Consider the following 26,243-nt stretch of genomic DNA (forward strand, 5'->3'; position numbering starts at 1 on the left):
TAGAGATATATTTTTGGACTCGATTTATGTTTTGGACTTTGGTTTTCGTTTCCGCTTCAAAATAAACTGGATCGCTTCTTCTCCTTTTTTGGCACCGAGGTAAGCGGTTTGGTACAGTTTGGTGCGAATCGTGGTGGTGAGTTTCACAGGGAGTGGTTTATCAGGAGCTACGGTGATGATCTTCACTCCTTTCGGAGGTTTTACCACAATTTCACGAGCTAAATTGAAATGGAAGTGGTGGAACTTTCGCATCATACGGCGGATCGTTCTGTGTTTGGGAAACGCAAGCAGACTGGTAAGTCTTGTGAGTGGTCCTGAGATGTGACGAATTGGTGAATTCATGACTACAACAATTTCCTTATAACCAGCTTCAATGATATCTTGGATGGGCAAAGGATTGAGAATCGCTGCATCCGAATACAATTTCCCATCTAACTTATGTTTTCCGCGAGTGGCAATGGGCAATGAAGTAGCTGCTTTTAATAAATCAAAAACATTAGTTGATGTGGCTTTGATGTATTCAACGGAATGAGTGTGTAAATTACTCACAGCAATCACAAAATGAGGGAGTTTTTTGGAATCGAGAGTTTCGGATTCCAAACGGACTTTTTTCCGAAAAATAAAATCAATGAGGTATTCTTGGTTGAGAAGGGTTTTCCCTTGGAAGGGATGGAAAAACGAAATGAGTTTTCTCCCAGATAAATCTCTGTACCAAACAGCGAGAGCTTTTTCACTTTTGATCGGTTCTTCCTTTGGCATCGACACATAATAGGCAGCAGCACAAGCCCCAGACGAAACACCCACCACCAAATCAAAGTAATTTGGCCGTAAGAACCGATTCCATGCGTACAAAACCCCACTTGAAAAGGCTCCTTTCATTCCGCCTCCTTCCACAAGTAGGGCGCGTTTGGTTCCCTTTGCTTTTGGAATTTTGGGTGGGTGGTTTGGAACGACCTGTATTTGACTCATCTCACTGTCAGAGTCTCTCTCCCTAGTTTTCGTTGCAAAAAGGATTAAAAAAAAATCACAAGAGGACAATAAAATTCGCTACGTAAGCAATTGATTTGTATGCTCGGAGTTCGTACAATTGAAATTGAAGTGGAAGGAATCCCTGTGAAAGGCACCTTACAATGGTCCACGCAGTCCCTTTACCAATTGGAATTGTATGCGCCCTATTCTGGCCCCGTTTATACCTTTTCTTTTCCGAAACTTTTCCCTCCCTTCCAAGAAGAGACACTTTCCGAAATCGAACAAAATGCGAAGAGCCATCTTCGTACTTTATTTTACAAATGTGAAAGTTTAAAAAAGGAAATCCCTAAGTTTGAAACGGCGATCAAAGAGTTTTGGTTGGATCTGCAATCAATCCCCGTACTTTCCCCAAGTGAATGGAAAGAAAAAAATGAATTTTTAAAACAGGCCTTACAAGAAGGTTATATGGACCACGACATATACGAAAAAACAATTTTTGATCTAACAACTGTCATGGAAAAAAAACAAAATGAACGTGAGAAACGTTGTGAATCGTTTTTATCTCAGTACCTTCCCGAGTTTTCTCACTTACAAAATCATTTTTCATGGATTCGTTTTTGTTATGAATTCACTGAAAAAAAGCACTTACTGCTTCTTTAAAAAATCGTTTTTCTTGCCAAAGAGATGCATGTGAACTTTACTTTCCTATAGATGGGAAATTTATTTCCCATTTGAACTCAATCAAACTGGAAATTAGCTATGCGACCAATGGACCAAATCACAGGCAAGGAACAAAAACACCATGTGATCTCACACTACCTTATGAACCAAGAAATGAAGGCCAATTGGAATGGTCAGGTGCAAACCATGACTGTTTTACAAGAAGTGCCTGGTGGTGAAGAGATCATTGTACAATGGATGGAAGCTTGGGTACTTGCTGAAGGTTCGACAATTGTTCTTTCCAAATTACTGGCACGATACTTAGAACTCCATTGCACGTTTGTCAAACAACTAGCACCACATAAAGTCCAACTCCGCGTAGAAAAAGTCCTTATCGCAAAAAAAGAAAGATTAAACCCAAGGTTTACCATCACGGAAGAAGGGATGGTGAATGTGACAAACATTGTCAGTTCCAAAACCATCATTGAAGCCAATATGTTCAATATCCCTACACTCGTTCGTGTTAATTTTGAGGACTATCGCAAACGAATGATGGTTCGTTCTGGTGAAGCTGGAACCATGGATATTTTTAAATCTGGTATGGAAAGAAAGTTTGATGTAGTCAAATCCACACAAAAAATCCTCTACATCAAAGATGCAACAAACCCAGAAAGTTACAAAATGGACGACGAAGGATTTATTAATTACGAAGATGACATCGAAGACAATGTCGACAAACTAGCGTTTGCTGCTCGTGACAAAAAAATTAAGTCCGAACTTATCCTTCCAATTTTATACAAAAATGAATTAGAAGAAATCATTCCGATTGGGTATTACTTTTTACAAACAAAAGATAAATCCATTACCGAGGATGATCTTAAATTTTACCAAACCCAAATTGCCGAGATGATCGAAAGGATCAAAGATGCAAACTTAATGACAACAGTGGAAAAATTCCCAGTCATTGACCTTTCTACAACTGGTCTCAAACTCAGAGTGAATAACAGCAATTTGGTGGAAACACTACCAAAACAAAAAGGTATTTTACTAGAACTTGTATTTAAACTCCAAACTCCATTCCGCTTTTTTGGGAAGATCGCTTGGGCCCATAAAGAAGAAACCGGAGATTTACTTGTGGGGATAGAATTTTCTGGGAAACGAACGTATGCAGAAAAAGTTCGTTTTGAAGAAAACATCGAAATCATCAAAAACAATGGTAGGACTGCGGCGTAAAGGTTTACCTGATTTCCAATTTTATTGTTTTTGTAAATTTGGGAATTTCATACACACAAACGTAGTATAACATCTTTAAGTCGATGTAGTCGTAGGCACGGGCCAAATCCTTTTGCCACATCGTATCCATTTTATCCCAAGGCAGATTTGGATATTTTTGTTTTTCGGAATTAGGAATTTTTAAGGATTCTGTTTGGATGGTTTTTAACATTTCTTCTGCAAAAAAACTATCATGTTCTCCTTCCAAAAACTCTTGGATTTGATTTCTGAGGATAAACGATTCCAGTTCCTTACAATAAAAAACGAGTTCGTGAAACATAGTTTCACCATATTTTTGGAAGTTCCTTCGGCTAGTTTTTTTCATTGGCAAAGTTTTTGGTTTTTCCTACCCTTTCGATTAGCATGAAGTCTTTCCGTTCCCTCACAGTTTTCCTATTCGTTCTTCTCACTGTTCCCATTGTTCCCGCAGAAAAGGATTTCCAAATCATTGATCTCGTTGTTGGGAAAGGAGATGAAGCATTTTCGGGTTCGTACGTAACCGTTCATTATGTGGGCCGATTGACCAATGGGACCAAATTTGATAGTTCAAGAGACAGAAACCGCCCCTTTGAATTCAACCTGGGTGCAGGTGAAGTCGTAAAAGGTTGGGACAAAGGTGTGAAAGGAATGCGTGTCGGTGGCAAACGAAAACTCATCATCCCACCGGAACTTGGGTATGGAAGCAAACAAGTGGGGAATATCCCACCCAATTCCACTTTGATTTTTGAAGTGGAACTTTTGAAAATTTATTAACGAACATTTTGCACGATTCTTTATATAAGGGATTTCTTATAGGGGAAATTCCTTGACAATCCCTAGATTCATTCTACGTTGAATCCCTTATGGAAAGGAAACAAATTCTAGCGGCCTCAATTTCAATCGTACTATTCGTACTTTCACTAACCAATTGTAAAACCAAATCAGACTCGGACGAAGAGAACTTACTCTTGTTAGCTGCCGTGGCCAGCCAACGAGTTTGTGCCAATTCTACATTTACCGGGACCACGGTAGTCAACTCCACTGCCACCTTAGATACCAATACAGATTGCATCACAGGCATGACATCCTCCATGTCCTCTGACCTCCCTGCCTGGATCCGAAACAATTTTAAATGTGCAGTTGGTTCTGTTTCTGGCAGTAATTATGTGTTCCGTTCACAAAATATTCCAAATAACAAAAGTTATTATTTTGGTAGCAATTCACCGATGTATGAAGCATTGGGTGCGGGTCAAAAATCAGCGGGAAATAACCAAATCTCATCTCAGTGTTTAGTGTATTCTATCCCAAGTTCCCCTTCAGAGAAACTAACCAACAAAACAGGGACACAAAGTGGCTACGTTTCGGTTGGGATCACAGTGAACGGACTTGCGATTTTTAATAATGCAGCTGCTCCAGGCGATACACTTGCTTCAGAAGTACAAACTTTTGATCAGAAAAATGGGCATCCACAAAGTTCTGGGGTATACCACCACCACTCCCAACCAAAAAATGTTTCGGAAGATGATTCAAAACTCATTGGAGTACTTTTAGATGGATTTCCTGTTTATGGACTAAAATGTGACAACAATACTTCTACAACTGCTGACGATGACGCACCGGGAGTAGTCGGACCTTCCCTTGATTCCAACCATGGTCATATAGCAAATACACTCTTATTCCCTGGCGGTATTTACCATTACCATTATGCAAGTGATGTTACTGCTGGTACCAATACCCTCATTGGCTCACAATTCCATGGCACTCCTGGGACTGTTTCCAACTAAAACTCGTTTGGAACGTTTCTCTTTCTCAGTATTCTTTTTTGGCCTTCTCCTTTGTTTGTCTTGTGCCAAACAAAGGGTAGAAGTGGGAAACAAAGATTTATCCGAAGATCAAAACCACTTCCTCCTCTACAAGGGAGAACGGTTTACTGGGATTTTGGTCGCTGAAAATGCAATTCTTTCCGAGACGTACGAAACCGAATATTACAAAGGGGCACCTCATGGAGATTATACGGTAAAATCCTACAATGGAACGATTTTAGAATCTCGTTATATACGGTATGGGCAAAAACATGGAAAACACAAACTGTATTTTCCCAATGGAACACTCAGACAAAGTTCTGAATTTGAGAATGGAATTCCAGTTGGCGAACACATCGAATACTTCGACAACGGGCAGATGTCTACCTACCAAACCTTTTTTCCCGGTGGCAAACCCAAACAGGTGAAAAAATGGAACAAACGTGGACAAATTTATTTAAACCATGTATTTTTAGAATCGGGGGAAAGTTTTGGAAGGCCAGGCAGTAAACTCTGTGAACCCATCCCATACGATGGTTTGATTCAAACGAAAACTGACGATTTTTATCCCACCACCAAACAAACACCAGTCGAAAATCGGTAAACTAAATCATGTTTCCAAAAATCCAAACTTCAGTCATCAAATTGTTTTTGCCATTGGAAAAGAAAAAAATCCTCATTTGCTTCCTTGGAATTGGTTTGGTCTTTGTTTCATGCCAAAAGGAAAATTCACTTCCAAACACCCATGTTTTGCCTTATTTTTCGGGAAAAGATTTTGATCCAGTTTGGCCCAAAGATCCAAATGAAAATTCTGATTTGAAACAAATCCCAAATGCATTCACACTCACAAACCATTTGGGGAAATCGATTGTACTAAATGAAATTTCACCAAATCCGAGTTTGGTTGTCTTTTTTTATGCCACTTGCCGCGGGATTTGCCCCCTCATCACAAAAAATATGATCCAAATCCAACCAACTTTGGCAGAGTTCCCTAAATTAGAAATCCATTCCATCTCGATCAATCCTAAAGAAGACAGTACTGAAGTACTATCGAATTATAGAAAACTGTATAAAATCCAAAATCCCAATTGGTCTTTTTTCACAGGTGATGCAAATTCCATTGAATCATTTGCGAAAGACACATGTGGTGCAGAAGTGGAAGGATTTTCATTAGAAAAAAACAAATATGAATTTGTTCATACGGAAAATATCTTTTTGTTTGATGAAAAAAAATACTTACGTGGGATTTACAGAGCCAAAGGTACTGGTGACATACAACGATTAGTCTCTGACCTTAGGATCCTCACCAAAAAATAGTTTAGGTTTAGATTTTACATGAATGGCAATAACATAATTTTAGCCAAATTTTCATATCTAATTCATTAGAATGATGTAAATTCCCACTGAGTGTTAACCCAAATGGGAAATTCGTAGTGTTCTACTTAGTTTTTGATTTTGTATCCTGTGCGAAAGATAAGCCAAGTCACAAACAAACAAAGTGACAAAAATACCAAAATCATTGTGATACTCACAGACAAAGCAACATCTGCTCGTTCAAAGAAGCTATACCGAAATCCACTCACTAAATAAAGCACGGGATTGAACATACTGATTTTTTGCCAAAAACTTGGTAACATTTGGATGGAATAAAAACTCCCCCCAAGAAAAACAAGAGGAGTGATCACAAGCATGGGGATCATTTGTAATTTTTCGAAACTATCTGCCCAAATCCCAATCACAAATCCAAACAAACTAAAACTAATGCATGTTAATACAAGAAAAAATACCATTAAAAACGGATGATCGATTCGAATGGGAACAAAAAAAGATGCAGTGATGAGCATTAGTACCCCAAGCATCAAAGATTTTGTGGCCGCTGCTCCCACATACCCGATCACAACTTCCCACATGGTCACAGGGGCCGAAAGGATTTCATAAATGGTTCCATTAAATTTAGGAAAATAAATTCCAAAGGATGCATTGGAGATACTTTCCGTGAGTAGTGACAACATCACAAGTCCTGGAACAATGAAACTTCCATAATGTATGCCATCGATTTCTTGGATACGAGAACCAATGGCAGAACCAAAAACAATGAAATACAATGATGTAGAAAGTACAGGAGAAGCAATACTTTGCAAGAGAGTACGAAATGTACGAGCCATTTCAAATCGGTAAATCGCTTGGATTGCAAAAAAATTCATACTGACTCCTGTAATAATTGAACAAAAATTTCTTCTAAACTACTTTGTTTTGTACTCAAATCACTGAATTGGATTTTTTCTTTTTTAAGATCATCAAGTAGTTTTGTGATCACACTGCTATCATCCGAACGATCATAAGTAAATACAAAGGCAGTATTGTTATCAGTAAGTTCTAATTTGTATTTAGATAACGATTTAGGGAGTGATTTGATCGATTTTTTTAACTCAATCCGCAGTTGTTTGGTTCCCAATTGTTTCATCAGTTTGTCTTTGTTTTCGGTAAGGAAAATTTCTCCTTTTCGGATCACAGAGATTCGATCCGCAATGGATTCTGCCTCTTCAATGTAATGTGTGGTTAAGATAATTGTGACACCCTCTTTACGAAGGGACTCCACAATTTTCCACATATCTTTTCTGAGTTCTACGTCCACACCGGCACTTGGCTCATCCAAAAACAAAATTCTTGGCTCGTGTGACAATGCTTTGGCGATGAGAACTCTACGTTTCATTCCACCAGACAAAGTCATGATCCGTTGGTCTTTTTTGTCCCAAAGGGAAAGGGATTTTAATACTTCTTCTATATAACTTGGATTTGCTGGTTTTCCATACAAACCTCTTGTAAAACTTACACTCGCCCAAACCGTTTCAAATGCATGGACGCTGAGCTCTTGGGGCACAAGGCCAATGAGGGATCTTGTTTTTTTGAAATCATGAATGATATCATATCCATCCACATTCACCTCACCAGAACTCGGTGAGACAATCCCACAAATCAAATTGATAAGCGTTGTTTTCCCGGCACCATTTGGTCCAAGAAGGGCATGGATTTCCCCTTCTTTCACTTCCCAATTCACTTGGTTTAGGGCTTGGAATCCATTCTCATAAGACTTAGAAACTTGTTTTACAGTTAGGATTGGTTTCAAACGGTTTCATCCTTCCAGCCAATGTCTGAGAGGAAGTCGTCATAACCACCATCGTAGACAAAAACTCGGTCATCATCGAATACTATTAGTTTTGTCGCCACAGCGCGCAAGTGCATTTCGTTGTGGGTGACCATAATGACAGAACCATCGAAGTTATCAATCGCCTCGATGAGTGAGTCACAGGACTGCATATCCAAGTGGTTTGTCGGTTCGTCTAAGTAAAGTAAGTGGCAAGGTGTTACTAAAATTTTACCAAGTAAAACTCTACTTTTTTCTCCCCCTGATAGGACTTTGATTTTTTTTAAGGCCAAGTCTTCCGAAAACATCAAACCACCCGCAATGTTACGAGCCTTACCTTCGGAACAATTGGGATCGGCGCTCATAATTTCCTGAACGACAGTGTTTGCTTCTGTCATATTCAGTTTGTTTGTTTGTCCAAAATACCCTTCTTTTAGGATGGGGTGTTTCTTCACCTCACCAGTAACGGGATTTAGTTCTCCCGCAATGAGTTTGAGTAATGTAGATTTTCCTTTTCCGTTTTTCCCAATGATACAAATCCGATCTTCCGGACCCACACTGATGGAAAAATTTTCAAATAAAAAGGGAGACTTTCCATCATACGAAAATGAAACGTCTTCTACACTTAACATCTGGTTGGCGGAGAATGGAGCACTGTTAAAATACAATTCCATATCTTCAATCGTATCAAGTGCTTTCATTTCACCCTGTTTTTCTAATTTTTTAACACGGGATTGGGTCCGGCTTGCAAAACTTGCTTTTGCTTTGAACTTGGCGATGAACATTTCTTCTTGTTTTCGTTTTTTCGCTTCGTTTAACCTAGTTTTTTCGTAAATTTCTTCCGCTTGGTTGATTTGGGTGTATAACTTTTCTGTATCACCTTGTACTTTGATGGCTTTTGTACGATGGATGGCAACAGTATGTGTCACAACACTATCCATAAAACTTCTATCGTGTGTGATGAGGATGATTTCCCCTTCCCATTCGCGAAGGAACTCCTCTAACCAACGTATGGTGACAATATCCAAATAGTTGTTTGGTTCATCTAAGATGAGCATGTCAGGGGCAGATACAAGGAGTTTTGCCAGGTTCATTCGGATTTGGTAACCACCAGAAAATTCATTAGGGCTTCGTTCCATATCCCCTTCCGAAAATCCAAGTCCAAACAATATCCGTTCTACCTTCCAAGTTTCATATTCATCCCCTTCTGGCAATCCAAGAGCACATTCTTCTAACACGGTTGGTTTTGTGAAGACCAAGTGTTGTTCCAAGTGTCCAATGCGGTATCCTTTGGGGATGGTGATATTACCAGAGTCAGGTTCTGTTTTTCCTAAAATGATTTGAACGAGTGTTGATTTCCCGTGACCGTTACGGCCCACGAGGCCCACTCTTTCTCCACGATTAACACTGAATTGTAAGTCATCGAATAAAACTTTGCCGTTGAATTGTTTGTTTAAGCCAGATATTTTGATCATATAATTTCCGAAGGGAGAGTCGAGATACAACCAAGATGCAAATAGGTTCCGAAAGGACGAGTAGAAAGAATTGAAACCAAACAGGTTTTTGAAGGAATTCTGATGAAAATTTTGACATAATTTGATAAGAGATGAAGTGCGCTGATTATGAACTTTTTTTCGACCCCTTCGAAACCGAAACTGTACTGTGCGAACTTTTCTTTTTTATGTTTTAGGAGGCCTTTGTTTATTTTGGGGGAGCCGTACACATTCCAATGGTAATTTGCAGGTTGCTTTCGGTGCAGAAGAAAATTACCTCCTTGTTCGTTCCCTAGACTCTAGTATCATCCATTTAGGAACCGCAGAAGAAAAACTAGAATATAGAGACATCATTGATGAATACCTAAAATTCAAAAGTTTACACATCCAAGGAAAATATGGAGATGCTTACTTAGCCGTACGTTCCACACAATTCAAACTCATCCAACTTTACGACAAAATCCTTACAAAAAACATAACACTAGTTCGTAGTGAACTCGAGTTACTCGGTAGAAAATCAAGAGACAAAGAAAAAACACAAACCAAAGCTTTTTTGCGATTAGCGCTGCGAGATGTGAGCGAAGCGGAACAAAAATTAGTGATGGCGAGAAATATGCGTCCTTACTTGTATCTTTTGAAACTAAGGGAAATGTTATTTGCTCTTAAAATTTTAAAACATGCAGGGAAATTCGTGATCTTTCTCAATTTGTTACATGATGGCCAATTCATGGATTCTATCGAGTTTTATGATTTTGATACAATTGAATCGGAACTCATCCGTGGGTTTGGGAAAAATTCCAAACTACTTGCATTGCATTATGACAATGCATTTTTACCTTTTGGTGAAGAAAGCATTTACGAAGACAAAATGACAAATTTTAAAATCCAAACCATCAAACAAAAAGATAACCTCAGATAAAAGTTTCCCATTGCGATTTGAGAATTCATTTGATTTGGATTCTATTTATCCATCAAGATTTTAATTGGATCAAATCACGACCACGATTGGCTTTTTCTTTTGCTTCTTCGATTGTTTTCCCTAATGCCAAACTAACACCCATTCGTCGTTTTCCTTCTATTTCTGGTTTCCCAAAAATTCGAATGTCAACGCCCGAAGTAGACAATGCTTCCTTTAATCCTACATACACAGGAGATTTCGTATTCCCTTCGAGTAAAATGGCAGAACTTGCAGCTGGAGTTTGAAAAATAAGTTCGGGGATCGGAAGTCCAAGCAAAGCACGGACATGTAGTGAAAACTCAGATACATTTTGAGAGATAAGAGTCACAAGTCCCGTATCATGTGGCCTTGGAGATACTTCACTAAAGTACACTTCGTCCGATTTCACAAATAGTTCCACACCAAAAATACCAAACCCACCAAGTCCTGTTGTCACCTTTTCTGCAATTTGTTTCGCTTTCTCCAAGGCAGCTTCTGACATCGGTTGTGGCATCCAAGATTCCACATAATCTCCGTTCACTTGTCTATGCCCAATAGGAGGTAAAAAACTAGTACCACCAGTGTGGCGGATGGTAAGCAGGGTGATTTCAAAATCAAAAGGGATGAACTCTTCAATGATCATCTTTCCTTTACCTGTGCGCCCACCTGTTTGTCCGTATTCCCAAGCCTTCTTGGTATCAGCTTCCGTTTTGACTAAACTTTGTCCTTTTCCAGAAGAACTCATAATCGGTTTCACTACACAAGGAAAACCAATTGTATGGACTGCCTTTCTGAAATCTTCTTCGGTATCGGCAAAAAGGTACTTAGATGTTTTAAGACCCAATTCTTTTGCCACAAAGTTACGAATGCCTTCACGGTTCATGGTGAGATTCACTGCTTTGGCGCTGGGTATGATCTTAAATCCATTTTGTTCTAAAGATACAAGAGTCTCAGTATGGATGGCTTCAATTTCGGGAACAACAAAATCAGGTTTTAACTCGCGTATGGTGGCTTCGAGTTCTTTTGGGTCGAGCATGTTGATGACACGGGATTCTTGTGCCACGAGCATGGCAGGCGCATTGGGATATCTGTCCACAGCAATGACGTGAACACCCAAACGATTGGCTTCAATCGCCACCTCTTTTCCGAGTTCGCCAGAACCTAAAAGTAAAAGTTTTGTCGCATGTTTTGTAAAGGGTGTTCCTATCATATTCGCAAAGATGGAGACACCACAATCTACGACAAGAAAGAATCCTTACATCAAATATCGTTTTCCCAGTTTGTCTCTTTGGTAAACATTGGCACCCATCCGAATGAGTAAATCGGAAACCTCACCAAGTCCATCAAAACTATTGGCGATATGTAAGGCTGTGACTCCATTTGGATCTGTTGCATTAGGATTCGCACCTGCGTAAAGTAAAATCTCCACTGCTTCGATATTTCCAACTTCTGTTGCTTTATGTAAAGGATACAAACCCATGTTATCTGGCTCATCAGGATTTAACCCGATGGCAATCAATCGTTTTAAAAAATAGATATCTGTTGATTCCACAATCGCAAGGCCGAGTAATAGGGCTGATTCTGTTAAACAAACTTTTTTTAGTTCCAAATCTGAAATTAACAAATCGAAACTATCTTTGTCACCTCGGGTGATGGCAGAACATAGACTGCGAAGTCTGATATTGGATTTTGATTTCCCTACGAAATCGATTATGTTTTGGATCATGCCCATATCCTATCACTCCTCCTTGGTCTTTCGCTTGTAAAAATGAGACATTTTTTCATATTCTGCAAACCAATCTTTTGGCATACTCCCCGAATTTCGTTTGAAATCGTTTGAAAAATGGGACTGATCAGCGTATTCAAAATGATAGGCAAGGTCTGTTAAACGTAAGTGTGGATTGTTTGTTTGGTAATGATCTGGATTTCGTACAAGATCCAAAACACGATGAACAGAACGATATTCGGATGGGTTCAGGCCAACGATTTCATGGAATTTACGTTCCAATTGTTTTCGAGTGATTCCCAGTTTTTTCGTAAGTGCGGTGATACTGGTTTTGGGATTTGTGAGTTCAATGAACGCAAAACGAACATAAGCTGGAATTTCAGCTGGTTTGCCAGGAAAGGAAGATAGAAATTCTGATAGGATTCTCATCACAACTTCTTCCTTCATTTTAGAATTTCGTAATTCAGCAATCAAACCTTCATTCCATGGAATTTCAATAAATCGGTTTTTTAAATCCGCCCCTGGTCTCGAAAACAAAGCATACATACCTGCTACATAAAAACGGATAGAAACCAAATTCAAATCAGATTGAGAGAGCACTCGCCATCTCCTTGTCTGAGGTCCAACCAAATGGATTTTGGGTAACGAAAAGATTTCACCTGATTCAGTTTCTACTTCTGGTGGATCTCCTAAATGGAATACCATCTCACATTCGTAAGACGGTAAAATCCAAGGTAAATCGTTTGCCTTCACCTCCGTCCAAGTCCAAAACTCTTTTACAAAAGATTCGAAATGGGAAGGAGGTTTGAAAAACAAAATGTCCAAAGATAGTTTCCTAATCTGTATTTTCTTTTTTTATTTCCATCGACTCATCCGTAGTGCATTGAACACCACAGAAATTGAACTGAATGCCATGGCAGCTCCACTCACCCAAGGAGCAAGTAGCCCCGATGCTGCGATGGGAATTCCCAGTAAATTGTATCCAAGTGCCCAACCAAAATTTTGTCTAATGTTTAACACTGTATCTTTTCCAATACGGATCAGGTCTACAATCCTTTGGATATCCCCATTCACGAGTACAACGTCTGCTGTGCTAATGGCAATGTCTGATCCACCACCCATCGCAATCCCTACATCGGCCGATGCAAGGGCAGGAGCATCGTTAATTCCATCACCCACCATCGCTGTATGAACATTGGCAACTTTTAGTTGTTTCATGATCTTGGCTTTTTCTTCAGGCAACAATCCAGAATAAACAGAACTGATTCCCACTAGTTTGGCAACCTTGTTTGCGGCAATCGAATTGTCTCCTGTGAGTAAAATTGGTTCAACTCCAATGTGTTTTAGTTCTTGGATTGCTTTTTGGGATGTTTCTCGGATTTGGTCTTCGATCCGAAACACAATCATTCCTTCCAGTTTTCCACGAATTCCAACAAACACCAAACTCACACCTTCTTTAATCCAACCTTCAACAGCACTTCGAATGGTCTCAGGAATAGTGAATCCATTCTCTTCGACAAATGATTGTTTACCGGCGAAGTAAATATTTCCATTTAGTTTTGTTTGGATTCCACCCCCTGGAGACGTGATCGTTTTGACCATGCCAACGTTACCTGAGTTGTAATTTTTTTCCTTTCCAAAAGACAGGATGGCTTTGGCCAAAGGGTGATCGGATGTTTCTTCCATTGCCAATACATGTCCAAACACAATGGCTCTCTTTTCATCTGAGATACCAGTCGCCAGAACATCAGTTACCTTCGGTTTCCCTTCTGTTAAAGTCCCTGTTTTATCAAAGAAAATCATATTGATTTTAGAAACAGATTCTAAGGCTTCTGCACTACGAAAGAGCACGCCACGTTTTGCTGCCCTTCCTGTACCCACAAGGAGAGAAATGGGTGTGGCAAGGCCAAGGGCACATGGACAAGCAATCACTAGGATAGCGATACTTGTTTCGATGGCGGCATTCACCTCACCTGGTGCTAACAAAAAATACCAAACAAAAAAATCCAAAACACTGATGGCTATGACAACTGGCACAAAGTAAGCAGAAATTTGGTCAGCGATCCTTTGGATTGGCGCTTTTGTTCCCAGTGATTCTTCAACGGATTTGATGATGTGAGATAAGGTTGTATCATTTCCCACTTTCATCGCTTTCACAACAAGAGATCCGTTTCCATTCACTGTTCCACCTAGAATTTTATCTCCTAACTTTTTTTCCACAGGCATGCTCTCACCAGTTAACATGGATTCATCGGCGAAACTCTCTCCTTCGGTGACAATTCCATCCATTGGGAACCGCTCCAAGGCTTTCACGAGAACCAAATCTCCTTGTTTTAGGTATTCGTTGGGAACTTCTGTCCAAACCCCATTGGATTGTACGGTCGCAGTTTCAGGACGAAGTGTAAGCAGGGCTTTGATACCATCACTACTTTTCCCTTTTGCCATATGTTCAATCCACTTACCACCTAAGATGAAAGTGATGAGGACTGCTGATGTTTCAAAATACAAATCTTTCCCAAAGATACTGTATCCATAGGCCGCTGTTGTTCCGATCACCACAAGTACATCCATATTGGCAGTTCCATTGCGAAGGGCTCGGTAAGCCGATTGGTAAAACGGAAATCCAATGATAAATTGAACAGGTGTTGCAAGGATCATCTGAATCCATCGATCCATCAGAATGTGTGGCATGGGCAGAAAGGATAAAAATTGGAAATGTGTTACCATTCCATAAAATAAAGGAAGAGAAAATAAGGCAGAAAGGATAAATCGAATTTTTAATACTCGAATGTGATCTTTCTGTTTTTTTTCGGTTTCCGATTGTTTGTTAGGATCATGTTCGGTTGCACTATAACCAAGTGACTCAACAGTTTTTAACAAGGAATCAACTGTCACTGATTCATCAGATCGTAAAAACACTGACTCTCTTGCAAAATTTACCCTCACTTCAGAGACACCTGCTAATTTGGAAAGGCCCTTCTCTATCCGAAGGGCACAATTGGCACATGTCATTCCAAAAAGATCTAACGTGCGTTCTGTTAGTTTATTTGACGTTTCCAAGGGTATATCCATCCTCACTCAAACGATTCCTAAGTGTATCTAACTCTTCGTCCGTTAAAGTTTCGTTCACACTCACCATTTCTGCATCAACATCGGCAATTGCTTGTTTGCCATTCTCTGCAAAAATTTTCTCCACTGTTTTTTTACAATGATTACAAGTCATTCCTTCGATTTCGTAATTAACCATGATGATGCTCCTTTTTTTCTTCTTTCATCTCGCCTAACGGCAATTTATATTTTACTTCTGCGCCTTTTTGGCCTTTCCAAACGGGGTTCAAAAGTAAATCTCCAGTTTCTAAAGATGCCCCTTTCGGCAATTCACAATAAAAATGGTCTGGATGGCCAGAACAGTTTAGCCTAACTTCTTTGCCAGCATTCACAATGGTAGCACTGACATTCGAATTTTTGGAAGTAGGATTTTCAAAGTTGATATCCAAAAGATACACCTTAAATCCTTGGTTTTTGTAAGCCAACACTTCCGTATGAAATGCTCCTGGCATTCGGATCACTCCCCCATTGGGTCCAGGTTTGTGTTCCCCATGTGCCAGCATTGGTTGCATGCTGAAAAGAACCGAAAAAACTACGATTCCTATTGAATTTTTCATTGTTTTCTATTAACTCCTTTGTTAATCTAAAAACCAGTCTAAACCTTCCAATCATTGGAATGTCAATAGGCGATTTCGTTTTTTTTACCTTTTTTTATGTTTTTTTTTAAAAAATTTTTTGGAGGCAAAGATTTGAACATTGGAGAACTTTCGAAGTCTTCTGGAGTCAATGCAAAGCTCATTCGTCATTATGAAAGCATTGGTCTCATTCCTGAAACAAGGAGGAATGAAAATGGATATCGTATGTATTCTGAAGATGATGTACACTATGTACGCTTTATCAAACGATCAAGGGAACTTGGATTTTCATTGGAGGACATCAAAAGTTTGATCGGACTTTGGAAAAATAAATCAAGAAGTAGCAAACAAGTAAAACAACTTGCGGAAAAACACTTAGAAGAACTCAATTTAAAATTAAAACAAATCAAAGATATGGCAGATACGTTAAAACATCTGGTCCACCATTGCCATGGAGACCATAGACCAGACTGCCCTATCTTAAAACAATTAGAAACAAACTGAAAATATGGATTCAATCCAAGTTCATGTATTTTGATGGGAAGTTGGTATCAATTATAAAGATTTTTTAATCGTATCGGCAATGAGCCGATTTGCTTTTTCATTAAAATGTATGTCTTCTGGTTGCAAGAGGTCTTTCTCTTTGCGAAAGGTTTTGCGTAAATCAATGATTGGAACATCCAATTGGGTAGCCAATTGATTTAATTCCGATACCAATTCCGAGTCCCCTGTAAGCCAATTCGGATCCATTGGGAATCCAATTTCTTTGTAGATTTCAAATCGATTGGAATCAAACTCAACATCTAACGGGATGTAGATGATTGTTAACTGTATCTGTTTTTTTGTAACTTCTTCCATCAACCGAAACAATACCTGTTTCCAACGATTAAAATTATGATTAGAAACAGTATTTACATTGAGTGATTCATAAAAGTAATTGGGGCTGATCGAATATAAGGTTTTAAAAGAAGTATAATTTGGAGGAATTTTTTGTCCAATGTTTGTTTGAGGGACGTTTTTTGATGATGGGATTTCTTTTGTCGAAATCCGCTTCAATTCTTCTGCCATTCTCACTTGAATGGTTTGGAAGTATGCACGTTTCCAAAGAGACCGCGTGTATTCAGGCAAGAGAAAGGCGAGAAGTTCCCAATACCACTTTTGCCTTTTGGTAAAATGAAGGTAATCTGGTGTATCACCAGTTTCATATACATCGTTTCCATACACCACCAAATATAGTTTTTGGAAGGAAAGATTACCTTCGATTTTTTTGTACATCGAAAATTCATTTTCCAAAGTATAACCTGGCACACTTACGTTGAACCACTGGCATTCGGTTTCGGCATTGAGAATTTCTGAAAACCGATCTTTTAAAAAGATTCCTGAACCAAACGTTTGTGAATCACCTAATAGTAAATAATGGCATGAGGTAGTTTTTTCGAACTTTGTTTCGCGGATTCCAAATTGGTTGGTGATTCCCATTTCGACTTCTCCATTTCGAAAAAAAGGAAGGTTACTTTCCGGTGGATAGTGAAAGCTACCATATTGTAACGACGGAACCAAAATCCATCTGTCAATGGATCGAAAACAAAGGAAGATAGTGATCGAAAGGGCGAGGATTAAAAAAAGAGAACGTACTGTCTTTCCACTCCATTTTAAATTCACTTTTTTCATTGTAGAACCGAGGAACTCTTACACCATGTACCTGTTTCGATTTGTTATGAACCATTCAAAAAAAGCAATAGGATTCTTTTTCATATTCGGTTTTTTCATCCTATGTTATTTTCTAACAAAACTGGATTCCATCAAATCGTTTTCTGATTTTTCCTTATTTGAATGGCAAACCTTATTAGTGACCCAAGGCAAATTCCATCTTCCTTATGCATTTTCCCATATGGATCCAAATTACCGATTTTTTCCAATTCCAGATCTTTTTTTTCACCTAACAAATAACGTTTCTTATTCTACTTTTCCGAATTTATATTCTATTTTTGTTGCTCCAATGTATTTTCTATTTGGAACAAGGGGAATTCAGCTCACACAATTTTTGATGTTTATCACAAGTGTTTGGTTGTTTTATCTCATAACAAAAAATGAAGTATTGGCTTTTTTATTGTTATTTGGTTCTTCCATATTTTTATATATTTTTTTGATTCATGACACCATTTTTGTATTTTTTTTGGAAATGGTAACCTTCTATTTTTATGCAAAAAAGTATTATAGATTATCTGCTTTACTCAGTGTATTCATCATATGGTTAAGACCAGAGTTAGGAATTGTATTTTGTTTTCTGCCGTTTCTATTTCCCAATACCAATCGCTGGAAACAATATTTGATCACATGTAGTCTATTTTTGATACTTGCTTCAATCGTAAATTTTGGATTCTATGAAACGTTTTTACCCATACGAATGATCAAAAACAAAGATTCAATTGGGAACTGGGAAGTAGGATATTATTTATTGAGGTTGGTTTTGGAACAAATCCCCCTGTTTATCCTACTTCTTTTGTTCCTTATTTGGGAATGGATTCGGAAAAAGAAAAATGCATTGTCTGTTTTGATAACCTTTGCCACAATTTTTATTTGTTTTGTATCACCAAACACTGGTGGGCATGATACACCTAGATACCTATATGGCTTCATTCCTGTTTACCTACTTTCCATCCACTTACGGTATGAAAATCAAAACTTACCTAACAAACTGATATACCTCCTCATCACCTTTTTTTTGTTTTATTCCACATACCAAATAAACAATCAGCTTAAAACTTTAAGTAAAATTTCCAAATACCAGACAAACCTTTTATCCGCAATGGAAACAATCAAACCAAAGACCATCGTCTTTGATAATTCAGATTTGTCTTTTATTGCCTTACCACTTTTAGAAAAAAATAAAAATATTTTCCTACTCAGAGAAGATGGTTCTCAATCTGGATTTTCCAATTTTTTGGTAAAAAACCAAATAGATGAATTTGTATTTTTAGAACTTCCTCCGAGTCCATACCCTCTGCCCAATTCCCTATCAATTCAAAACTGCATAAAAAATTGTGAATACCGAAAAGTAGACACACATTCCCTTCCCCATGCAAATTTACCAATAACTTACAGCCACTTCCTCCGCAGTTTCGATTAGAAAGAAATTTCCGACTTGATTTCTATTCTATATTTACTTAAACTCTCCATGGAAAATAGATTATGAGTTCAAACCAATGTCCTAGTTGTGGCAGCACCAATGTATACCGAGAATCAGCAAATGTATATCGTTGTGGGGACTGTTTCGACAAACTACCGTCAGCTTCCCTATACAATGCTCCTCCTCCTAAAGTTTATGGAACCAATCAAAAAACCGAAAGTTTTTCATTTACTAAATATAAATACATTCTAATTGCCATTGTTGTAGGTTGGATGTTTCTCGGAACCATCATCACAACTGTTTTCCAATGGGTGCAATCAACCACTTCTGTCATTCAAGAGGAAGAGACACAAGAAATTGCAATCGATCCTAGTTTGAATTCAGTAGATATCATACCAGAAGGAGAGTTTTCGCTTTTAGGAGAATTTCCTGATTCCATTGGTAACGTTTATTTTGTGGGTAAGTTCACAAATCGGTCCGAAACATCTCTACTCATGCCTAAATTTGTCATCAGTCTGTTTTCCGAAGACGGCAGTAGTTTGAACACATGTGAAGGTTATGGTGAAAAAAATTTGGTACTCCAAAATGAATCAGTAAGCTTTGAAGTGTTGTGCAACCAAGCTCCCAAATTTCACCATTATGAAGTCTCTGTCACTGCCACAAGTTATGTAGGAGATCTTTCTCGCCCAGAACTTTCGCTTACAAATATTAACTTAAAAAAAGTGAAAAACAAAGGAACGGTTCTTTCAGGAAAAATACAAAATACGGGAACTTCCATCGCAAATTTTACTAGGATAAAATGTATGTTAGTTGGTTCCAATGGAAAAACGATAGACTATGGAACGTATACTTTGGAAGAAGAAGATTTTTTGCCGAAAGCCACCCAAAAGTTTTCCCTTGAACTATTTCGCACTAAAGAAGTTCCAGATTCTTATTATTGTGAAACAGATTCTGTAGGAAAAGAAACAAATTGAATGAAAAAACTAAAACCAATTGAAGTGATGTGAGCACTGAAATATTTATTTGTCCCACTGAGCATGCAGAACTTGGTAAAAATTTTCAATTGACTTATCAAGATTGTGAGACCTCCAATATGGATTGGACTCAAGTGCAATTTGTACGTTTTTCACTACACTCCTGATAAAATTTGTGCGATCGATTTTAGAACCCTTTTCCAATTTTTCAAAACTAGTATTTCTACTCGATAATTCTCTTTTCAACGCAGATGAAATCACAATCACCGCATCTTCGCTTGTTAGTCGGTGCTCCATCACCAATAATTCTGCGGCTTCTTTGATGAGTTTGAGTTGTCGATCGCTAACTGTCATAGTAAGGAAGTTTATTTCACAAGATAGGTCTCTAAAAAACAAGACAGAAATCGATTTTTGTAGCGAAAAATTCTTTCAAATTTTCCAATACAGAAAAAAAAGAGAGAACTTTGGCAGTCTCGATCAAAATCAAAAATGAAGACATTTCATTCGATGGTCTGAGTGGATTTCGAGAAAGGATTATGTCTATCATCCAAAATTCCAAGGAAGACATCGAATTGGATTTCACTGAGATCACCATGTCTCTTGACAGCGCCACAATTGGCGAATTGATGAAGTACCATTCTGCTTTAGAATCTCAAAATCTTGAATTGAGGCTAAAGGGTGTGAACAAATTGATTCGCACTGTTTTCCGTCTCAACAAACTTGATACCATCTTACACCTCGCTGATTAACTTAGGATAAGTACGCACCGTACCAACGACTGCCTTTCTCTTTTTCGTACGATGTGATTGATTTCAAATTTCGTCCGTCGTATGAGTGTATGAAATATGGTATTGTTTTCACTTTATCCTTGACTCTATTCCTATCTGGCTGTGAAAAAAAAGACAAAGACTCATACCTTTGGCTGTTTGCTTTACTCAATTCCTCTCCTTCAGAATTGAATTCTTTACCTCCTGAAGACCCAACACCAAACCCAGAAAATAATACACCAACCAAAATCCATATATCAATCATAACTGCATCAGAATCAAAAGAACTCTGTCCTAATTATGGTGGAATCTTCATCCAATACAAAAAAGGGTCCGATACAACTTGTCCTGTAAATAATTGGGCACCTTCGTGTGTTTCCTATTTGTATCATCCAGACGGTGTTATCAAATTGATTGATGCACGGAGTTTTGTTGGATTAAGTTTTCCAGATGACTTGGAAATGCCATCTATTCTTTTTCCATCCAATCATTTATCAAATATGATTTGTTTCAAGCAAATGATTCCACCTGACAATAATCATGTGAACCTTTACAGTTTCCAAGTTCAGGCGATTAAAAAAAATCAATTTGTTTGTGAAGGAAGATGGAACGAAACCCAGTGCATTGATTCCTTCCCTATTTTTGGTAATGCGGAATTTCTTATGCCTAAAGAATTTCCAATCTTAAGTTCAGATGGAGACGGTCATGCAGGCTCTCAAACTCTAAAATTAAAATATATTTCCGAAGATAATCTCTATACTAATTGTACTTATTTTGGTAACGAACATCGAAAAATAGAAGGATTTACATGGAACGCATACATTGCAGGGAACGGAAACTTGGGTGAAGGACTTGGATCTTGTAGCCAATGCAGTTCCAATTATTGTGAATTCATTGATCCAACTTCAGGACAGGAAATCAAACAAGATCCAGAAAGAATGTTTCCCATCCCATATGGCAGTATTGTTTCGGTTAAAAAAGAAATTGTCTTACATGTCAACAAGGGACAGGGACCAGGAAAACATAGCGTATTCTGGAACCTGCAAGGATTCCAACAATGGTCAAACCAATCCAAATTACTGCTATTGTTTTCGAATAGCAATGTCTTATTTATATTTATCCTTCCAGCTTTGATCACATTCCTAATGTTTATGAAACAATACTGGAAACGAAAGATGAAACTCAAAAGATGAATCCATTAGATTCTATTTTCGGATTGGGTAAAATGATTCTAATTAGCGTTTAGTTTTTTTCTACGAAAGTATTTCAATATTTCTGAATACAATAATAAAACAAGCGTTCCGTGGAAGGCAAAACCGTAAACATGAAATGGGACAGGGGCAAAAAAATAAATAGAACTAAGTTCTGTATAAAAAAATAGGTAACAAAGAAGGATGGAAAATCCAATGCCCATCCATATGATTGGATTGGAAAATAAATTCATCGTGAAAATGGATTCTGTATGAGAACGTTTGCTTAGTACATTCGCGATTTGTACAGTAATCGTTGGAAAAAAGAAGGCTGTAAGAGATTGCAAATACTCTTGGCTTGCTTTTGTCATATTGAGACCTTCTGGCGAAAGAGGCATCACTCCACCACATTCTGTGTAAACAAAATAGTAATACGTACTAAGGCAAGCACCTAACAAAATCATCCCTTCCATACAATACGATTTGAGAATAAATCCGATGGAAATGAGTTTTTGATTGGGATTCCTAGGGTTTCTCTTCATGATTCCCTTTTCAGGTGGCTCCGAACCAAGCCCCATCGCTGGGATCAAATCCGTTCCCACATCTACGGCAAGGACTCCCATCACTGTCATCAGTAATGGAAATCCTGGAATCATTGCCCAAAGGAGAAAAGGAATCAATTCTTGTGGATTTGAATTCAATACATACGCTGAGAATTTCCGAATATTTTCAAATACCCCTCTTCCTTCCTCAATCGCAGAAACGATTGTTGCAAAATCATCGTCAACGATGATCATCCGAGCTGCTTCTTTTGCAACTTCAGTACCTCTTTTGCCCATTGCAATTCCGATATCTGCTTTTTTTAATGCAGGACCATCATTCACTCCGTCACCTGTAACTGCGACAATTTCACCTAACTCTTGTAAAATAGAAACGATTCTTAATTTTTGAGAAGGGGAAACTCTCGCAAAAATTGGTTCCCCTTTTTTTACCCATTCACGCAGGCTCACATCATTCATTTGGTCCAATTGAACCCCGGTGATCACAACAGGAGTTTCACCACCAATTCCAATTGATTTTCCAACGGATTCGGCAGTTAGAGGGTGGTCTCCTGTGATCATCAGGATTCTGATGCCTGCAGTGTGGCATTTTTTGATTGCGTCTGGAACTTTGGGCCTAATAGGATCTGCAAGACATGCATGGCCTAAATAAATCATATTTGATTCGATTTGTTTTTCAGAAAATTCATCTTTTGAATCTGCCTTACCATCTAACGTTTGATAGGCAAAGGCTAAAACACGATTTCCTTTTCTAGCGGATTCATCGGAGGCTTGTTTTAACTTCTCACGTTTCTTTGCATCAAGTGGCAATACAGAACCATTTTCATACACAAAAGAACAAATTGATAAGATCTCTTGTGGTCCACCTTTTGCAAATGAAGTAGTAAATTCATTATTCTGAACTACAACACTCATTCGTTTACGAATTGAGTCAAATCCATTGGTGAAAATTCTTTGATTGTTAGTATTCTGAATCCGTCCAGAAGCCAAATACAATAAAGCAAGTTCAGTGGGATCACCCATTGGATTTGGTTCTAATACAGCGTTGTTACAATAGTATCCACATTCTAATAACAACTGACTCCCTTCCTTCAAAGAAAACGCATCCGGAGATAGAAATTGAAAATCAAAATGTAATTCCACAACACGCATTTGATTTTGGGTGAGAGTTCCGGTTTTATCCGAACATATGACTGTTGTACAACCCAAGGTTTCTACACTTGACAGATCTTTTAAGATAGCATTCCGTTTTGCCATCCTAGAAACACCTAACGCAAGTGATAAGGTTACAGTGGGGAGAAGACCTTCAGGAACATTTGCTACGAAGATTCCAATAAAAAACAAAAAGGCTTGTACAAAACTAAGCCCTGCAACAAAATACCCAACAATCAAAAAAACTACACCAATTGTAAATGCGAATAATGAGATGGAGATAACAGTTTGTCTAAGTTGTTTTTGTAATGGGCTTTCTTCTCTTTTGATTTGCGAAGTTAACCCTGCGATTTGACCGATTTCAGTGTTCTGACCTGTTCCAAATACAATTGCTTTTGTTTTCCCTTTGATGAGAGAACTTCCGGCAAACAAAATGTTTGGCATTTCCAGCCAAAGGAATTTACCTTCTAACACGATTTGATTTTCGGATTTATAACGACGTGCTGATGTGGATTCACCGGTTAACGATGAGTTATCAACTTCAACATCTTCTGACTCGATGATGCGGCAATCTGCTGGGACTATATCACCTTCAGATAAAACGATAAGGTCCCCCGGCACAATATCATCAGCTTGGATGATCCCAAGTTCCCCATCCCGAATCACCGGACATTCATTCGCTAATAAATTTCGTAAAGCTTCTACTGCATGGTCAGATTTAGATTCTTGGAAAAAGGAAAAAATTCCATTAATCAACACTACTATAAAGATTGCAATGCCTAACTCAGGCATATCCACTCCAGGCACAAAACAAAGACCAGTCGCTACCCAAAGTAAAATCGCAAATAAATTAAAAAAACTTTTTAAAAACTTCCAAATAATAGGAGTTGATTTCTCCTTTTCGATTACGTTTTTACCAAATGTTTTTAATCTAGAGTTTGCTTCTTTTTTTGTGAGTCCGTTTTGTAAATCCGTTTGTAATTCAAATGCAATTTGTGATTGGTTTAAATTCTTATAACTTGGCTTCATTTCTTTTTCACCAAGTTGGACGACACTGAGTACATCCACTGCTTGATTACACAACATCAATTTTTCAAAGATCTGAGGGAGCAATGAAGATAGACCATGTAACAAACGCAAATGCAACGATGGGAGTTGTTCAGGAATCATCTGAAACAAAACCAATTGTATTTTTTTTTCACCTACCTTTATGCCTTCAGGTAAAATGAATAAAAACAATTCAGGAGTTTTGATGTTTGCAGACCGAAAATGAGGGATTAAAATCTGGTCACCGATCGTTTCAAATGTATGGTTTGGGATGGAATGGAATCGATACTGGATCTCTTTTTGTATCTCCAGTTCGGGTATTTTTTTCATTAAGGCAATTTGTATGTCACCCCAATGTTTCACATCTTTCAATATTTGGATGGAATCAACATTTAAATATTCGAGTAACATACCGTATGCTCCGCCCCTATGAGACGAAGATTGATTTCAGTTTCAAACCAAACCTATTGCCAAGGTTCTAAAAAAACTATTTTATTAGTTTTTGTCAGATGATTCTAAAAAGATTTCTTTGGCAGCTTTTGGATACCTCAACTGGATCCCATCCCACCAAACATCTGTACTAAAAGCGGCTGATTCGGCAATTTGCCATTTGCCATTCACTTTTTTGTATAATGCTTCCACATGACAACAATCGTAAGGGAGGTCTTCTGCTAATTCAATCTCCTTACCATCCTTTCTTTTTGTTACACCTCGAAACCAAGCGTAGTCACCTGAGAGTTTGAAGTGTTCTACAACGAATACAAATTCTTGTTTAAATTCCTTCGCTAACTTGGCTCTTAATAAATCCAATAAATAAGTTCTTTCAACTTCATTCGTTTTATTTTTGGTTTTGTAATCTAAAACATTTGATTGTGAATGTATGGCAAAACTAAACGTTACTAATAACAAAATATAAAAAATTTTATCTTTCAATTGGATCTCCTTGTTTAGCGAACCTTCGCTTTTTGAATCATTTTAAAAAATAATGAAGGAAAAAATGTTTGTAAAAACAAACCAAATTTTTCTTTGAATCCAGCAATCACAACTTCCCTTTGTTTGTTAGCGACTGCATGTAAAATACGATGAGCACAAAGTTGTACAGGTAAACCCGATTCAATCACAGCATCCATTTTTCCTGTGGACGATCCGTCACCTTGAAGTGCATTTTTGGAAATATTGGTTTGGATGAATCCAGGGTAAACCATCGTCACAAAAACTCCAGATTTTTCTTCTTCTGCACGTAAAGCATGAAAAAAACCAACCAAAGCAAATTTTGAGGCTGAATAAGCCGAACGAAGTGGGCTACCCAATTTCCCAGCTACACTTGATATCACAGCAAAATGAATTTCTTTTTTTCCTAAAACTTCAGGCAACATAGCACGCGTTAGCTCCGCTGCGCCATAAAAGTTGGTATTGATAATTTTTTCAATCGTTGTCAAATTAGTTTCTTTTGTGAGGGAACGTTGACTGATACCTCCATTATGGATCACCACCTTGGGGATTCCATATTTTTTCAAACAACGTTTCGCAAATTCAGAAACATCGTGGTATTTTTCTAAATCTAGTTTTTCAACAGCATATTTTCCCTTTGCCAAACCCAACTCCTTTGCAATGGATTCCAAATCTTTTGGTTTGCGTGATGCAAGTAACACATTGGCTTTTTGGTTGTATGCTTGTTTGACTAATTCTTTTCCAATCCCAGAAGAAGCACCTGTGATCCAAACCCATTCCCCTTGGTAAAACTTGTTCATAGATTC

At 38.1% G+C, this 26,243-nt stretch carries 28 protein-coding genes; 12 read left to right on the top strand and 16 right to left on the bottom strand.

Features of this window, described 5'->3' with window-relative positions:
- Positions 1–24 precede the first annotated feature (24 nt).
- Positions 25–969, bottom strand: coding sequence for a patatin-like phospholipase family protein (locus LEP1GSC202_RS10370; protein WP_039928831.1), 945 nt, complete (start codon positions 967–969; stop codon positions 25–27).
- A gap of 99 nt (positions 970–1,068) precedes the next feature.
- On the opposite strand from LEP1GSC202_RS10370, the gene LEP1GSC202_RS10375 reads away from it, so the two are divergent.
- Both LEP1GSC202_RS10375 and LEP1GSC202_RS10380 read left to right on the top strand, forming a co-directional pair.
- Positions 1,069–1,629, top strand: a complete 561-nt coding sequence (locus tag LEP1GSC202_RS10375) for a hypothetical protein (RefSeq protein WP_015677742.1) — start codon at positions 1,069–1,071, stop codon at positions 1,627–1,629.
- A gap of 99 nt (positions 1,630–1,728) precedes the next feature.
- Positions 1,729–2,862 carry a DUF1577 domain-containing protein gene (locus LEP1GSC202_RS10380; RefSeq protein WP_015677650.1) on the top strand — a complete coding sequence of 378 codons (1,134 nt, stop codon included), beginning with the start codon at positions 1,729–1,731 and terminating at the stop codon, positions 2,860–2,862.
- Between the two features lie 4 nt (positions 2,863–2,866).
- On the opposite strand, the gene LEP1GSC202_RS10385 is transcribed toward LEP1GSC202_RS10380, so the two are convergent.
- Positions 2,867–3,181 (bottom strand): HepT-like ribonuclease domain-containing protein, encoded by a 315-nt coding sequence (locus LEP1GSC202_RS10385; RefSeq protein WP_039928833.1) that lies wholly within the window; start codon positions 3,179–3,181, stop codon positions 2,867–2,869.
- A gap of 83 nt (positions 3,182–3,264) precedes the next feature.
- Here LEP1GSC202_RS10385 and LEP1GSC202_RS10390 point away from each other — a divergent pair, with 83 nt between their 5' ends.
- From LEP1GSC202_RS10390 to LEP1GSC202_RS10405, 4 genes are all read left to right on the top strand, one after another.
- Positions 3,265–3,654: an FKBP-type peptidyl-prolyl cis-trans isomerase gene (locus LEP1GSC202_RS10390; protein ID WP_015677813.1), complete on the top strand. Its 390-nt coding sequence runs from the start codon at positions 3,265–3,267 to the stop codon at positions 3,652–3,654.
- Positions 3,655–3,758: 104 nt separating this feature from the next.
- Positions 3,759–4,664, top strand: a complete 906-nt coding sequence (locus tag LEP1GSC202_RS10395) for a YHYH protein (protein ID WP_039928835.1) — start codon at positions 3,759–3,761, stop codon at positions 4,662–4,664.
- Between the two features lie 7 nt (positions 4,665–4,671).
- A complete protein-coding gene (locus LEP1GSC202_RS10400) occupies positions 4,672–5,286 on the top strand; it encodes a toxin-antitoxin system YwqK family antitoxin (RefSeq protein WP_244147707.1) in 615 nt (204 codons plus the stop codon).
- A gap of 8 nt (positions 5,287–5,294) precedes the next feature.
- Entirely contained in the window at positions 5,295–5,999 is a 705-nt protein-coding gene (locus tag LEP1GSC202_RS10405; protein WP_015677757.1) for an SCO family protein, read from the top strand.
- 125 nt (positions 6,000–6,124) lie between these two features.
- Here the strand turns inward: LEP1GSC202_RS10405 and LEP1GSC202_RS10410 are convergent, their stop codons facing one another.
- The 3 genes from LEP1GSC202_RS10410 to LEP1GSC202_RS10420 are packed head-to-tail and all read right to left on the bottom strand — an operon-like array spanning position 6,125 to position 9,302.
- On the bottom strand, positions 6,125–6,886 hold the full coding sequence (locus LEP1GSC202_RS10410; RefSeq protein WP_015677800.1) for an ABC transporter permease: 762 nt from the start codon (positions 6,884–6,886) through the stop codon (positions 6,125–6,127).
- Positions 6,883–7,809: an ABC transporter ATP-binding protein gene (locus LEP1GSC202_RS10415; protein WP_015677649.1), complete on the bottom strand. Its 927-nt coding sequence runs from the start codon at positions 7,807–7,809 to the stop codon at positions 6,883–6,885. The genes LEP1GSC202_RS10410 and LEP1GSC202_RS10415 overlap by 4 nt, the downstream gene beginning before the upstream one ends.
- Entirely contained in the window at positions 7,806–9,302 is a 1,497-nt protein-coding gene (locus tag LEP1GSC202_RS10420; RefSeq protein WP_015677736.1) for an ABC-F family ATP-binding cassette domain-containing protein, read from the bottom strand. The genes LEP1GSC202_RS10415 and LEP1GSC202_RS10420 overlap by 4 nt, the downstream gene beginning before the upstream one ends.
- Positions 9,303–9,489: 187 nt before the next feature.
- On the opposite strand from LEP1GSC202_RS10420, the gene LEP1GSC202_RS10425 reads away from it, so the two are divergent.
- Positions 9,490–10,239, top strand: a complete 750-nt coding sequence (locus tag LEP1GSC202_RS10425) for an adhesin OmpL37 family surface protein (protein WP_015677653.1) — start codon at positions 9,490–9,492, stop codon at positions 10,237–10,239.
- A 52-nt stretch (positions 10,240–10,291) separates the two neighbouring features.
- On the opposite strand, the gene purT is transcribed toward LEP1GSC202_RS10425, so the two are convergent.
- Genes purT through LEP1GSC202_RS10455 form a run of 6 tightly spaced genes read right to left on the bottom strand, consistent with a single transcriptional unit; the run spans position 10,292 to position 15,648 of the window.
- The gene (gene purT, locus LEP1GSC202_RS10430) at positions 10,292–11,467 is read right to left on the bottom strand and encodes a formate-dependent phosphoribosylglycinamide formyltransferase (protein WP_015677684.1); all 1,176 of its coding nucleotides are present in this window, start codon (positions 11,465–11,467) and stop codon (positions 10,292–10,294) included.
- A gap of 45 nt (positions 11,468–11,512) precedes the next feature.
- On the bottom strand, positions 11,513–11,983 hold the full coding sequence (locus LEP1GSC202_RS10435) for an ankyrin repeat domain-containing protein (RefSeq protein ID WP_039928841.1): 471 nt from the start codon (positions 11,981–11,983) through the stop codon (positions 11,513–11,515).
- A gap of 12 nt (positions 11,984–11,995) precedes the next feature.
- A complete protein-coding gene (locus tag LEP1GSC202_RS10440) occupies positions 11,996–12,808 on the bottom strand; it encodes a helix-turn-helix domain-containing protein (RefSeq protein ID WP_015677737.1) in 813 nt (270 codons plus the stop codon).
- Positions 12,809–12,838: 30 nt separating this feature from the next.
- Complete coding sequence (locus LEP1GSC202_RS10445) at positions 12,839–15,043, bottom strand: heavy metal translocating P-type ATPase (protein WP_015677681.1); 2,205 nt, start codon at positions 15,041–15,043, stop codon at positions 12,839–12,841.
- A complete protein-coding gene (locus LEP1GSC202_RS10450) occupies positions 15,027–15,230 on the bottom strand; it encodes a heavy-metal-associated domain-containing protein (RefSeq protein ID WP_015677790.1) in 204 nt (67 codons plus the stop codon). The genes LEP1GSC202_RS10445 and LEP1GSC202_RS10450 overlap by 17 nt, the downstream gene beginning before the upstream one ends.
- Positions 15,223–15,648: a hypothetical protein gene (locus LEP1GSC202_RS10455; RefSeq protein WP_015677731.1), complete on the bottom strand. Its 426-nt coding sequence runs from the start codon at positions 15,646–15,648 to the stop codon at positions 15,223–15,225. The genes LEP1GSC202_RS10450 and LEP1GSC202_RS10455 overlap by 8 nt, the downstream gene beginning before the upstream one ends.
- Before the next feature lie 132 nt (positions 15,649–15,780).
- Here LEP1GSC202_RS10455 and cueR point away from each other — a divergent pair, with 132 nt between their 5' ends.
- Positions 15,781–16,170 (top strand): Cu(I)-responsive transcriptional regulator, encoded by a 390-nt coding sequence (gene cueR, locus LEP1GSC202_RS10460; RefSeq protein WP_015677690.1) that lies wholly within the window; start codon positions 15,781–15,783, stop codon positions 16,168–16,170.
- A 51-nt stretch (positions 16,171–16,221) separates the two neighbouring features.
- Here cueR and LEP1GSC202_RS10465 read toward each other — a convergent pair whose 3' ends face one another.
- Complete coding sequence (locus LEP1GSC202_RS10465) at positions 16,222–17,337, bottom strand: lipase (RefSeq protein WP_015677666.1); 1,116 nt, start codon at positions 17,335–17,337, stop codon at positions 16,222–16,224.
- Positions 17,338–17,383: 46 nt separating this feature from the next.
- On the opposite strand from LEP1GSC202_RS10465, the gene LEP1GSC202_RS10470 reads away from it, so the two are divergent.
- Together LEP1GSC202_RS10470 and LEP1GSC202_RS10475 are read left to right on the top strand one after the other, a co-directional pair.
- Entirely contained in the window at positions 17,384–18,796 is a 1,413-nt protein-coding gene (locus LEP1GSC202_RS10470) for an LA_3751/LA_3752 family putative glycosyltransferase (RefSeq protein ID WP_039928843.1), read from the top strand.
- A gap of 62 nt (positions 18,797–18,858) precedes the next feature.
- On the top strand, positions 18,859–19,770 hold the full coding sequence (locus LEP1GSC202_RS10475) for a hypothetical protein (RefSeq protein WP_015677694.1): 912 nt from the start codon (positions 18,859–18,861) through the stop codon (positions 19,768–19,770).
- A 45-nt stretch (positions 19,771–19,815) separates the two neighbouring features.
- On the opposite strand, the gene LEP1GSC202_RS10480 is transcribed toward LEP1GSC202_RS10475, so the two are convergent.
- Complete coding sequence (locus LEP1GSC202_RS10480) at positions 19,816–20,124, bottom strand: hypothetical protein (RefSeq protein WP_015677646.1); 309 nt, start codon at positions 20,122–20,124, stop codon at positions 19,816–19,818.
- 110 nt (positions 20,125–20,234) lie between these two features.
- Here LEP1GSC202_RS10480 and LEP1GSC202_RS10485 point away from each other — a divergent pair, with 110 nt between their 5' ends.
- Both LEP1GSC202_RS10485 and LEP1GSC202_RS10490 read left to right on the top strand, forming a co-directional pair.
- Positions 20,235–20,519, top strand: coding sequence for an STAS domain-containing protein (locus tag LEP1GSC202_RS10485; protein ID WP_015677763.1), 285 nt, complete (start codon positions 20,235–20,237; stop codon positions 20,517–20,519).
- 89 nt (positions 20,520–20,608) lie between these two features.
- On the top strand, positions 20,609–21,730 hold the full coding sequence (locus LEP1GSC202_RS10490; RefSeq protein ID WP_015677643.1) for a hypothetical protein: 1,122 nt from the start codon (positions 20,609–20,611) through the stop codon (positions 21,728–21,730).
- Positions 21,731–21,768: 38 nt separating this feature from the next.
- Here LEP1GSC202_RS10490 and LEP1GSC202_RS10495 read toward each other — a convergent pair whose 3' ends face one another.
- From LEP1GSC202_RS10495 to LEP1GSC202_RS10505, 3 genes are all read right to left on the bottom strand, one after another.
- A complete protein-coding gene (locus LEP1GSC202_RS10495) occupies positions 21,769–24,897 on the bottom strand; it encodes an HAD-IC family P-type ATPase (RefSeq protein WP_015677753.1) in 3,129 nt (1,042 codons plus the stop codon).
- A gap of 84 nt (positions 24,898–24,981) precedes the next feature.
- Positions 24,982–25,407 (bottom strand): hypothetical protein, encoded by a 426-nt coding sequence (locus LEP1GSC202_RS10500; RefSeq protein WP_425256023.1) that lies wholly within the window; start codon positions 25,405–25,407, stop codon positions 24,982–24,984.
- A gap of 26 nt (positions 25,408–25,433) precedes the next feature.
- The gene (locus LEP1GSC202_RS10505) at positions 25,434–26,237 is read right to left on the bottom strand and encodes an SDR family NAD(P)-dependent oxidoreductase (protein WP_015677663.1); all 804 of its coding nucleotides are present in this window, start codon (positions 26,235–26,237) and stop codon (positions 25,434–25,436) included.
- Positions 26,238–26,243 lie beyond the last annotated feature (6 nt).

This window comes from Leptospira yanagawae serovar Saopaulo str. Sao Paulo = ATCC 700523 (assembly GCF_000332475.2).
Taxonomy (GTDB): Bacteria; Spirochaetota; Leptospiria; order Leptospirales; family Leptospiraceae; genus Leptospira_A; species Leptospira_A yanagawae.